The 11,278-nt window shown below is 71.1% G+C and carries 7 protein-coding genes and 1 pseudogene; 2 read left to right on the top strand and 6 right to left on the bottom strand.

Annotated elements, in window-relative coordinates; translation table 11 throughout:
- Window positions 1-1,805 precede the first annotated feature (1,805 nt).
- Window positions 1,806-2,060: a hypothetical protein gene (locus tag ACIA8Q_RS30815; RefSeq protein WP_396318054.1), complete on the top strand. Its 255-nt coding sequence runs from the start codon at window positions 1,806-1,808 to the stop codon at window positions 2,058-2,060.
- 1,199 nt (window positions 2,061-3,259) lie between these two features.
- On the opposite strand, the gene ACIA8Q_RS30810 is transcribed toward ACIA8Q_RS30815, so the two are convergent.
- On the bottom strand, window positions 3,260-3,682 hold the full coding sequence (locus ACIA8Q_RS30810) for a hypothetical protein (protein WP_396318053.1): 423 nt from the start codon (window positions 3,680-3,682) through the stop codon (window positions 3,260-3,262).
- Between the two features lie 654 nt (window positions 3,683-4,336).
- Window positions 4,337-5,518, bottom strand: coding sequence for a hypothetical protein (locus ACIA8Q_RS30805; protein ID WP_396318052.1), 1,182 nt, complete (start codon window positions 5,516-5,518; stop codon window positions 4,337-4,339).
- A 377-nt stretch (window positions 5,519-5,895) separates the two neighbouring features.
- Here ACIA8Q_RS30805 and ACIA8Q_RS30800 point away from each other — a divergent pair, with 377 nt between their 5' ends.
- Window positions 5,896-6,147, top strand: a complete 252-nt coding sequence (locus tag ACIA8Q_RS30800) for a hypothetical protein (protein WP_396318051.1) — start codon at window positions 5,896-5,898, stop codon at window positions 6,145-6,147.
- A gap of 342 nt (window positions 6,148-6,489) precedes the next feature.
- On the opposite strand, the gene ACIA8Q_RS30795 is transcribed toward ACIA8Q_RS30800, so the two are convergent.
- From ACIA8Q_RS30795 to ACIA8Q_RS30780, 4 genes and pseudogenes are all read right to left on the bottom strand, one after another.
- The gene (locus ACIA8Q_RS30795; RefSeq protein WP_396318050.1) at window positions 6,490-6,630 is read right to left on the bottom strand and encodes a hypothetical protein; all 141 of its coding nucleotides are present in this window, start codon (window positions 6,628-6,630) and stop codon (window positions 6,490-6,492) included.
- 137 nt (window positions 6,631-6,767) lie between these two features.
- The gene (locus ACIA8Q_RS30790) at window positions 6,768-7,649 is read right to left on the bottom strand and encodes an abortive infection family protein (RefSeq protein ID WP_396318049.1); all 882 of its coding nucleotides are present in this window, start codon (window positions 7,647-7,649) and stop codon (window positions 6,768-6,770) included.
- A gap of 88 nt (window positions 7,650-7,737) precedes the next feature.
- Window positions 7,738-8,746 (bottom strand): annotated as a pseudogene (locus tag ACIA8Q_RS30785) (IS5 family transposase).
- 173 nt (window positions 8,747-8,919) lie between these two features.
- Window positions 8,920-11,265, bottom strand: coding sequence for a Helicase associated domain protein (locus ACIA8Q_RS30780; RefSeq protein ID WP_396318048.1), 2,346 nt, complete (start codon window positions 11,263-11,265; stop codon window positions 8,920-8,922).
- Window positions 11,266-11,278 lie beyond the last annotated feature (13 nt).

Here is an 11,278-nt window from a genome sequence, read left to right as displayed (position 1 = left end):
CACCGCCAGGTGCGGGGGTGACGGCTGCGCCGTCACCGTGCGTGGTGTGGCCTCGGCTGCGCCTCGGTGGGTGGTGGGCGGTTGGGGGAATTCGCCTGCGGCGAATTCGTGGGGGCGCGGCACGCGCCGTTGGGGCGGGGCTCGGGCGTCGCTGCGCTCCGCCATTCCCGGGGCGTTGTCCCGGGCCTACGGCCCGTCAATCGGTCGGCTTTCCCGTCTTGTTGGGCCGGTGTTTTCACGGCCCTACGGGCCGGTTTGCTGGCAGCCTTTCCCGGGCTGCGCCCGGGGGTGAGCGTTGACGATGTGACGCGGAATTCGGGTAGCGGCCCATCCCTCCGATCGGGCGGGGTGCCGGCCGGGGCCTGCGGCCCTCGGCGTTGACGATATGTCGCGGACTTCGGGTATCAGCCACAACCCCACCCCTCGGGGGCCTCCCCTGGTCCCGGCCGGTGGCCGGTCCAGCCTTGCGGTTGCTGGGCTGTCGGCCGATCCGCCGTCCCCGGAGCGGGGCCTGCGGCCCTCGGGAAGGCGCCGGTGGGCCTCCGGTCCGGCCCGGGCCTCCCCGGCCCCGGTGGCGGGCCCTCACGAACGGCCCGGACGGCGGCCCCTGACGGGCCCTCAACCGAGAATCCCGACCGGGCGCACGGAGCGTTTCCGGCGGGCTTCCCGGAACGTCGAACAGCTCTATCCTACCGATCCGCCAACGGGCGCGTGACGCGAATAGACAACCTCGCGGCAACCGTCCATCCCATCTCTATCCGACCCCACCACCGGCGGGAATACAAATTCCCTCCCAATCCTTTTCATGCGGCAATCCGACACCCTTTCGAGGCGCAGCGGCGAGGAATCGAATTCGGGCACGCCAGAAAGGGGCCTACGGCCCTCCGCACCGACACGGCGACCGCCCTTCCAAAGCATCCAGGAAATCCCGCCCAGCATCAACCGATGCAATTCCCCGCAGCAGCATCACCGAACCGAACACCGGACCAAGACGACAACCAGGACGGCGGCCAGGGCGGGCGCAGCGGGGGCGCGGCACCGGGCAGGCACGGGCCACAGCCGCCGGACAGCCGAGACGGGCGCAGCGGGACGGCCTGGCGGCCGACTATGACGTCGACCAGGACGGCGGCCAGGACGCAGCAGCGGGGCACGGCACCAGGGCGGCGCGGGCGGGCACCGGGCGGCGGGGAGCCGCCGAGGCCAGCCAACCGGCGCCGCGGGGCGCAACACGGCGCCGGGCGGCGCGGGCGGGCAGCGGGAACCGCCGAGGCCGGCGGAACGGACAGCGGGGTGCAACACGGCACTGCAACACGCCCGCCCGCCCCCGCTCCCGGCTACATAACGCCAGGTCAGACCCGCAACACGGCCCCATGTTGCACCCCAGCGCAACACCGCGTTGCACCCCCGCGTTGCACCCCGCACCCACCACCCCAGCCACCCACCACCGGCCGCCGAACACCACCAGGACCACGCCGTCGAGAAAGCCGGCCTTCTCGACGGCCACCCCCCAGCAGCAGCCGCGGCCCCGCCCCGGCACCCTGTCGCACCCACCTGTCGCGCCCAGACCACACACAGGGGATCAGAGGTATCCGCCCACGTCACACCACACGACACCACCCCACGCGACAGGCAACGCGACAGCCCCCACCCACCACCAGGGCGGCACCGGGAAGGTCTCCCGGACCACCACCAGAACAGCCTCCACGGCGGCCTGACGGCCACCCAGCACCACCAGCGAAGGGCGCAGCGGCGCAACGGCGCACAGCGAGGCCGGGGGACGCATAGTCCCCCATACTCTGGGCTCCATGAAGGACCGCATAGACAAGATGCTGTTTCGCCTGATCCAGCTGCACGGTGCTCTCATTCGCATACGGGCGCTCTCCTTCATAGCCGTCGCCACGGAGCCACTCGTCAGCCGGGTCTTCGTCGGCTGGCTCGAACGACAGGCGGCACAGCTTGAACGTTCAGCGAAGGAGGTCGCCGACCTCGACCCGGAACTGGCCGGGGAACTACGCCAATCTGCCGCCGAGTACCGCAATCACGCACACCAGCTCCGCTGAGGCGAAACCGGGCATCCGCCCACGTCAGCACCCACACGGGCCCCGGGAAGGACTGCACCGCGGCCACCCAAGCCCCCCAGCCAAGGGCGCAGCGGCAGGCCCAGCCCGGACGGCAGCGCGGCCCGGACAGCGGCCCCGGGAGGGCGGCCCGGACAGCGGCCCCGGGAGGGCGGCTGCCGAACAAGGGGCCCAGCAGACCCGGGACCACGGCGCAGCAAGGCGGGCACGGCCACCGGCCGGGAACAGCGGGCCCGGCCCGGACGGCGACGCACCACCCGACCGCCGAGCAAGGCGGCGGCCCGGCAGCTCCATCCCGGACGAAACCGAACACCCACCCCCGCCACACCCCCACCCCGCAAATCCGACACGAATTCACGCCACCACCCGGCGGCCAATCCATCAAAACAACCGGGCGGAATTCACCCCCGAATACAGGCCCGCAACACCCCACCGGCCCCCGAACAGCCCCACCCCATCCTCGGCCCCACCCAGCCACCACACAAAGTCACCAAACTCCGGGGACGACACCAGCCCGTCAGAGCCCCCAACAGGCACAACCAAAGGTCCAGACAACCCGCCATTCGGGGCCAAAATACGCCCCACAACCCCGACAGGTCACACCCGACGGTTCCTCGCCGGGTAGAGCTTGGCGTGCAGCACGCGGTCCTCCCACCACGGGTCATCCGGGGTGGAGACCAGCGCGGCCATCTGCTCGCGCTGGTCGGGACCGGCAGCACCAGCGGGCCCAAGTCCTCGACTGCGCGGTCCTGTTCGCACTGCGGGCACTCCAGCCGGTCCGGGCTGGCCTTCTCCCGCAGCTCCAGCTTCGAGCCCTCCTTCCCCCCGATCGAGCCCCGGCACGTCCAGCACGGGCGCAGCGCGGCGTTCGCCGCCCGGGCGGCCTCCAGCTGCTCTTCGCCCTCCCGTTCCGAGGGTGGCTGTGGACAGCGGCGCTGACGACGAAAGCGGCGCGCCCCAGCTGGGGGTCACCGGCTGGGGCGCGCGCAACGGAGGGGCCAGCGGGCCCGAAGGGCCCGCGCCGTCGGTCAGAACTAGCGGCGCCGTTGTCCCGCGACTACGTTTCAGGCTGCCATCGGGGCAAGACGGCAAGGCCAGCCCGGCTGGGTTCCAGGGGACGTCGCGCAGGTGGAGGTGACGGCGATCTGGCACTCGGCACTTGCCGAAGCAGGCCAACTTCGTCAGTGCTGGCGGTAACTGTGGAGGGTCTTCCCCGCGCCGGTGGAAGACTCCAAGTAGTCGATCCTCACCAGCGCCTCAGCCAACTGAGCCACCAAGGAACACGCCCAGGTCTGCAACTCGTCCCTCTCCTCTGCCAGTTCCGCGTTCTCCCGGACCAGTTCCGCCTTCTCCCGGACCAGTTCCGCCTTCTCCCGGGCCAGTTCCGCCTTCTCGTTGGCCTTCTTCAAGGCCAACGCACCGGCGACGGCCGCGGCCAGACCGAGACCGGCCACTGCTGCGATCCTGACCTTGCGGCCGCGGCCGCGGGGCTGCTCAGCCGTCTTCTCGCGGAGAGGGCTGTGCCCTGCCTCCTCCCAGTGCTGTCGAAGCTCATCGCAATCTTTGCCGCGGTAGGAGCACGACCCGCATTCAGTCTCAGTCACGCACTGATGGTCCCATCTCAGCAGCGTGCTCAACGGCGTATTGCAGGTTCGCCCCGGTGAGGGCCCGGGCCTGTTGGTGCCGGGGACGCGCAGGCGCTCCCAGACCGTGACGCCGAGCGCGACACCGACCGCGGCAGCGACGGCGGCCACGGCACGCCGCGGGGTCCTGTCGGCACGGCGGTCTCCGGGGTGCGTCCGGCGGTCGCAGCCGGCGGCTGGCCGCCGAGGAAAACCCAGCCGTCACCGAGATGCTCACCACCGCTCGCGCTGCGCCCCGCCCGACGGACACCCCGTTCACGGCGGGCGCAGCCCTGTCCGGGCAACGGCCCGCCACGCGGCCGGGAGCGTCCGCAGGTGCCCTCTACGGACCAACTTCGCCGCGTCCCGGTCCAGCGGGTCCAGCGCCTCGGCGCGGCCGAGGCGCTGCAGCATCAGGACCACCGTGCACACCACCACGGCGTGGACCTCGACGAGCACCCATCCCACGCCCGCCGAACAGCGAGGTCAACACCTTTCTCCGGACACGGGCCGTCAGAAACCGCTGCGGCGAACAGCGGGGAGGGCAGGCCGGACCTGGCCGGTGCCGGGCGATGGAAGGCTCCGCGTGCGTCCCGCTGCCTCGGACGCACCGTGACAGCGGGGGGCGCGGGCACGTCACGCGGCGATGGCCAGGTCTGGCAGTCGGCCGGGAAGCCATCCGCGTTGCCGCAGCCCCGGGGCTCGGCGGGCGCACCAGCTGGTGCAGTAGCGGCGGGCACGGCCGCCGGTAGAGGTCGGCGGCACGGCTTGGGCGCAGACCGGGCAGTGGCCTGCGGGGATGGTGGTGGCGAGGCGTTCCAGGAGGTGCTGGACGCGGTGCTGCTCGTCGAGTTCGAAGGGCTCCTGGTCGGCAGGGCAGTTGACGAGTAGCTCGGCGAAGGTGGCGCGCAGTTGGGTGAGGTCGCGGCTGCGGGCGCCGAGGAGGGCGAGGTAGTCCTCGATGGGCCAGGTGGCCAGTGTGGCGGTGCGGGTGAGGTAGAGGCCGACGGTGTCGATGCGGTGGTGGTCGGCGGTGTCGAGGAGGAGGTATCCGAGGATCTGCCAGGCAGTGGCCTTCTCGAAGCGGCGGGGGTGGCGGGTGCTCTTGATCTCGATCAGCGTGCCGTCGACCAGGAGGTCGGCGTCGGCGGTGATGTCGACGCCGGCGAACATCACGCCGCCCTTGCATCTGGCGGGATCGGTGGAGGCGCGCAGCGCGTGGAGGGGGCCGGCGGACGCGTGGACGAGTTGGGCGGTGACGTCGTCGACCAGGTCGCGGTGGGGTAGGTCTAGGAGGCGGTCGAGGGTGAAGTCGGTGGGGGCGTCGATGGCCGCCAGGAACAGCGGTGTGTAGGTGAAGCCGAAGGGGTTGCGGGCGGCCACCTGGTACCAGGCCGCTGCGAGCAGGAGCCGCGCGAGGTCCTGTTCCTCTTTCCAGGAGCGGTCCATCGGCAGGTCCCTGTTGTCCAGTTCCAGGGCGTGGACGGTCTCGGCCAGGCGCTGGAGGAGCTGCTCGCCGACGACGCCCATGCGCTCGCCGGCCCGGCGACCGCTGATGCTCTGGCTGATGCCGATGCCCAGGCGTGTGGCCAGGTCGACGGGGGCCGTGGCGGTGAGCGCCAGGCGCAGGCGCTGGTCGATCGCGGTCCCGACTGTGCCCGCTTCGGTCCCCACGCCTTCGGGCGGCATCAGGACGGGCTCGGCGGTGTACCGTGCGCGGAAGTTCTCTCGCAGTGGCTTGGGGCCTGCCGACATCTCTCGGTCCAGGAAGCGGCGCAGCGGTGTGCGGGGGCAGCTGAGGCCGGAGGTCAGGCTCATGCCGTCCACCGCCGGTCGGTGGCTCTGCTGCGGTCCGGGCCGGCGGGCAGCACGAGGGTGCCGGGCCGGGGTGTGGTCGGGGTGGTGGTGCGCAGGTGATTCGTCATACCGGGGACGCTAGGAACGTCCCCTGACAGGTTGTAGGACGAACGGAGCAGCCGCATCGCCCGGCCGGGGATGTCTTCACCCGACCGGCCGGACCTGTCTTGCGCGTCAGGCCGAGTCCTTCAGCGGGAGGTGCCGTTCCAGGATCTCGGACCACTTCGGCAGGTCGCGTTTCCGCTCCTGCTCAGGCCCTGGCACAAAACCCGGCCCCCGACCAGCAGGCTGGGACGACAGGCCGAGCAGGACAAGCCGGGGCACGGAAGTATGCACTCATGGACAACAAAGAGAGCGTGCGGACGGCCGTTGCCCTACTAAGCGCTGCACTGGCCGAGAGCGGTGAGGGAGAGGTCTTCGACCTGGGTCACCGGGTCCTCGACGAGGTGCCATACCAGGCGTTGCCGAAGCTGGTTGCTGGGCTCGCCACAACATTCTTGTGCCTGGCACGACTTCACGACTCAGGCGATCAGCGGTCCAGTCAGGAGATCCTGCAGTGGTTGGCTCTGCAATTTCAGGCGGACACCTGAGCCCCTGGCAGACGGCAGGCCGAACCCGGCCCCTGCCTCGGGCCGACCCTGGTTCCGTCCCCGCCGCCGCCTGGTGACGCAACCCCGCAGGCCGGCGCTCGCGGGCACCGGCCAGAGGACGGCGGCAGTGGACCATCCGCCCGCACCACCAGGCCGGTGTGCCCAGAGCTACTTCTTGGAGTAGCCGGACGGCGTGATCTGGTTGCCAGCGCCTGGCTGACCCGCTACAACACCCGCCGCCGCCACTCGGCCAACGGCCACCTCAGCCCGAACGAATACGAACGCCGACAGCACACCGCTAAGCTCACGCTCGCCGCGTGACAACCAACCGCGTGTCCACCTTCACGGGCGAAGGCCCGCCCCCTCCTCGCCCATGTTGGCCGGCGGCGGGTAGATGCCGTGAAAGTAGCTCGACGCGGAAACAGGCCGTTCGGCCTCGGCGATCAGACGCAGCAGGGTCGTCTCGTCCTTGCTCAGGTTCATGGCCGACAGGCTATGCCGCAGGGCCGGAAGCTGCGGGAGTTTCGCACGCAGAAGACACAGGCTCAGTGCTTCGACCACGATGCCAGGACGGATCGCCCCACCAAGGCCGCCAGCGGAGAGCAGGCCGGCCTGGCCGGTCAGACTCCGGCCGGAGTCGTCGGCTGCGGTGCGCTCTTGCGCCAGGGCGCTGCGGGGTCTCGGAGGGTGTCGAGCATGAGCTCGCACCAGGTGAGGGCAGCGTTGGCCGCGAGGTGTGCGTGGCGAGCGCCAAGTCCGGTGGGTGTGCTGGCCTGGCCGTGGCCGGTGCCATAGCCGCGGTTGCGCAGTTCGGCGACGCCGACAGCGATTGCGGCGACTCCGCCGAGGATCTTCTTGACGGCATCGGTGCCGTCCGGGCCGGGGGTGACGGCGGAGGCGTCAAGTGCGAGGGCCTTCTGGGCCTGCTTGACCAAGGCGGGCACCTTGGCGTTCTCGTCGACGGTCAGGCCGCGCTCCAGCAGGACGGTCTTGGCGGTCGCCTCAATGAGCTGCTTCGCGCTTCCGATGGCGCCGGCCGGATCGCTCGCAAGGTCGCGGGAGACGCGTTGGAGTTCGGCGAGGATCCCGGAGGGATCGCGCAGGCCGCTGAGGTCCTGGGCCTGGCTGCGCAACGGTGGGCGGACCCAGGCGATGCGGCCGCGCTCGCTGACGGTCAGGCCGTCGCGTTCCAGCGGGACAGCGATCTCGTCCATCCACGTGCCCTGCCATCCCTCACGGATGCCGTGGAGCACCAGGTCCTCGAAGACGACCAGGGCGCGGTCGACGTGGGCTGGATTGCTCCAGTCCACGGCCTGCGCGTAGGACTGGAAGGCGGTGCGGCGGGCCCCGGAGTCCTGGTATCGGAGATCGCCCGGAGCAACCGGCGCGAAGCCCTGGTTCTCCCAGGCCGTCTCGATCACACGAAGCACGATGTCCGTACACAGTGAGCGGAAGGCGTTCCGGGTCGCCGGGCTGATGAGTTCGGGTCGGCCTATCACCATGACGGGACGATACCGGACCAATCACCGCACGCAGCATGAAATTTCGAACCGTGCCGAAGGCCGTCCTAGGGCGTGTTCTGAGTTCAGATCATGTGGTGGGCTGGAGGCTGCGGAGCCATATGACGGCGCCGCGCAGGTGGAGTCCGGCGAGGTAGCTGTCGGGAGTTTTGTCATAGCGAGTGGCCAGACCGCGCCACTCCTTGATCTTGTTTATGCAGCGCTCGACGGTGTTGCGGTCCTTGTAGAGGTCGGCGTCGTGCGTGACGGGACGACCGCCACGAGAGCCCTTCTTCCTGCGGTTGGCGGCCTGGTCGACCTTCTCCGGGATGACGCCCTTGATCCGGCGTCGGCGCAGGTAGGCGCGGTTGGCGCGGGAGGAGTACGCCTTGTCACCGGCGATCGCGTCCGGGCGGGTGCGGGGCCGGCCCACCGGACCGCGGACCTTGATCTGCTCGACGACCGGGATGAAGCGGGGACTGTCGGCGGCCTGCCCGGGTGTGAGCACGAAGGACAACGGCCGACAGCGGCGCTCGGCCGCGAGGTGGGTCTTGGTGGTCAGCCCGCCGCGCGAGCGTCCCAGTTCGGCCGCGCGAAGCCGGGCCTTGCGGCGGCGGCGAACACAGCGGCGTTCCTCGCGAGTCGCGTCGTCCGTCTCGCCGGCCGGGCCGGGCGTCGCCGCTAACGGATCGGTTTGCCCCTTTTGTGAACCCCCTTTTCCTCTGAGGCGGCCTTCTCCAGATCCCGCAGCAACTCCGGGTCGACGACCATCCCGGCCGCGTGGTGGTGCGCGCGCGGGCGACCGTGGAGTCCACGCTGACCAGGCTGAGATCGACCTGCCCACGGGCTGCGGCCTCGGCGATCATCGCCTCCATTAGCGCCTGGAAGGTCCCCGTGGTCGCCCAGATGTGGAACCGGCCGTAGATGGTCGACCAGGCTCCGTAGCGTTCAGGGACATCCCGCCACGGAGCCCCAGTCCGGAACCGCCACATCACCGCATCAAGCTGTCGGCGCAGGTCGGGGATCGGCCCACGCGCGCCCAGCGGCAGGAACGGCTCCACCAACTCCCATTCGGCATCACTCAGATCACCACGCGTCACACCGCAGTTCTACCGGGCCGCGACCGCCCGGCGCCGGCGAACCACTAAACCGTGATCCGAACTCAGAACACGCCCTAGTTGTCCGGGACGGCCTTCGGCACGTTCGTGGTGTTGGCGGCTGCTCGTTGTGCCCGGCCTGCGTGGGCCGGGGACGGCGGGTCGTACGGGGCGGGTCAGCCGGTGACGGTCTCGGCGTGCCGGTGGAGGGCGTCCAGGAGCGCGGTCTGCTGGTCGGTCAGCTTGCCCTCGATGCGGGCCTTGTCCCGCTTGCGCAGCCAGGTGCCAGGGCGGAAGGCCGGGTCGGCTTCGCCGCCGGTGCGGTTCGCCGGGCCGTCCAGGGTGCCGCCGGCGGCGAGGTAGGCGAGCAGGCGGCGGTAGGAGCGGTTCCAGTCCGGCTCCAGGCGCCACAGCTCGTCCAGCGCGTCGAGCTTGGCCACCTGGTCGGCGGTGAGGTTGTCGGCCTTGCGCTGGCGGCGCATCCACGCGCCCACCGCGTAGTCATCCAGCTTCGCGGTCGCCGGGATCGCCAGGTGGCCGTGCTGGTGGTGGAACGCGGCGGCGTAGGCGTAGCCGCGTTCCCAGGCGTTGGCGTTCTTCGACCAGATCATGCCGAGCGCGTCCAGCTCGCTGACTCGGGCAGGGTCGAGCAGGCCCTGGCCGTTGAGGTGGCGCTGGCGGGTGAGCCAGGAGATCAGGTCGGCGTGCTTGGTCTTGTCGGTGGGGTCGAGGTGGCCGTGCTGGAGGTGGAAGACCGCCGCGACCGCGTGCATCCGCTGCCACTCGACCGCGCGCGGGTTGAACGCCCGCAGCTTGACGGTCTGGAGGATCCGGCCGGCGTGCTGGCGGGCGTTGATCCGCAACCACTCGATCGGCGACTCCGCCGGGGCTAGCTGCTGTTCGCCCTCCGCGGCCTCGGCGGCCTCGCCCTCGGCGGGCCTGGCTGCGGTGGTGTGCGCGGTGCCCTGCGAACGGTGGGCTCGCAGTTCGGTGATCCGGCCGACCACCCGGGCGTCGTGCGCGGCCAGGGCACGCAGGACCCGCCAGATCGTGCGGAAGGAGGACGCTTCGATCTCGGCGTCGGCCTCGGCCTTCACTGCCTCGCCGGCGTCGTGGACCTCGGACGGGTCCGCGGCCGCCGTGTCGTCGCCCACCTCAGGGGTGGGGAGGTAGACCGGAATGATGATCCAGGAGACCTTGCCCTGGCGGTAGGACTGGCGTAGCGCCCGGCCGACGGCCTGGACGATGTCAATGACCGACGACTTCGGATCCGAAAAGACGATCGAGTCCACGCTTCTGACGTCGATGCCCTCAGACAGGAGGCGAGCGTTGGCGAGGATGCCGCACTCCTCCCCGTCCTCGCCGGTGTGGGCCTTGAACTCCGTGAACGCGGCCCGGCGGTCCTTGAGCCGGTCGGTACCGGCCACCGCCCTCGCCCAGATCCGCTCCGGCCGCTCCGCATCGGGCAGCAGCTCGGAGGCGTCCAGCAGGGTGCCCGCGAACTCCCGCGCTCCAGCCACCCGCGAGTGGAACGTGATGACCCGGCGCAGGCCGAGGTCCGCGATCGCGCGCAGCACTGCGACCTGCAGGGCGAGGCGCAGCAGTTCCTCGTTGCTTCGCTGGGAGCGCAGGTCGGCGACGGCGGGGAGGTTGAGCAGCTCGCGCAGGTCCTCGTCCGTCACCACCGGCACGAGCACCCGGTAGTCGGCGAGGTAGCCATGCTCGATCCCCTGCCCGAGCGTCCAGGTGAAACAGACCTTGCCGTAGATGCTCTCGTCCTCCATCGAGCAGAGGGCGGGCAGTTTCTCGGCGTTGTCGGCGTCGGCAAGGTCGGCCAGGCCCTCCTTCGCCCGCCGGTCGTCCGCGATCCGCGGGGTCGCGGTGAAGTACAGGCGGCGCGCGGCGGGGACCTGGTCGTCGGTGTGGATCGCGGCCCACGCCTTGCCCTCCGAACCGGCAGTGCGGTGCGCCTCGTCGATCACGACCAGGTCCCAAGTCGGCAGGCCGAAGTCGTGGTGGGCCTGGACGATCCGCTCCAGCGAGGCGTAGGTCGCGTACACGGTGACCGGCTTGCCCGCTTTCTCGGCGGCGACCAGGTCGGCGATCCGGGCTGCCTGCGTGGACACCTCGGCGTGGACGCGCCCGCCGGCCTCCGCACTCTCCAGCGCCTCCTCCCGCGAACAGGCCGCCACCGCCAGGCCACGGCGGCCGCCCCGCAGCGACCATGCCTCCGCGGTCTGCTCCAGCAGCTCAATCGTCGGCACCAGCACCAGCACCCGCCCCCGGGCGGCCAGGCGCCGGGCGCAGGCGGCCGCGATGAGGGTCTTGCCGGAGCCGGTCGCCGCGACGACGGTGGCGCGGCCGCCGTCCTTCACCTCCCGCACCGCGGCAGCGACGGCCTCCTTCTGGAACCCGTGCAGGGAAAGGACGCCATCGCGCGGCCGCGACGGGGCGGGCAGACCGGGCTCCGTCATGCGCGACGCCACCGCGACGGCGGCCAGCTCGGTGCTCGTGGTGTCCACGGTGGTGGGTTTC

This window comes from Kitasatospora sp. NPDC051705 (assembly GCF_044453265.1).
Taxonomy (GTDB): Bacteria; Actinomycetota; Actinomycetes; order Streptomycetales; family Streptomycetaceae; genus Kitasatospora.
Note: the sequence above shows the minus strand (reverse complement) of the source record. Positions and strands in the feature narration are given on the sequence as shown.

Excerpts from the sequence above, each read along its gene's own strand:
- ACIA8Q_RS30815 (WP_396318054.1), top strand. The coding sequence starts at position 1,806 with ATGAAGGACCGCATAGACAAGATGCTGTTTCGCCTGATCCAGCTGCAC.
- ACIA8Q_RS30805 (WP_396318052.1), bottom strand. The coding sequence starts at position 5,518 with ATGAGCCTGACCTCCGGCCTCAGCTGCCCCCGCACACCGCTGCGCCGC.
- ACIA8Q_RS30800 (WP_396318051.1), top strand. The coding sequence starts at position 5,896 with ATGGACAACAAAGAGAGCGTGCGGACGGCCGTTGCCCTACTAAGCGCT.
- ACIA8Q_RS30795 (WP_396318050.1), bottom strand. The coding sequence starts at position 6,630 with ATGAACCTGAGCAAGGACGAGACGACCCTGCTGCGTCTGATCGCCGAG.
- ACIA8Q_RS30790 (WP_396318049.1), bottom strand. The coding sequence starts at position 7,649 with ATGGTGATAGGCCGACCCGAACTCATCAGCCCGGCGACCCGGAACGCC.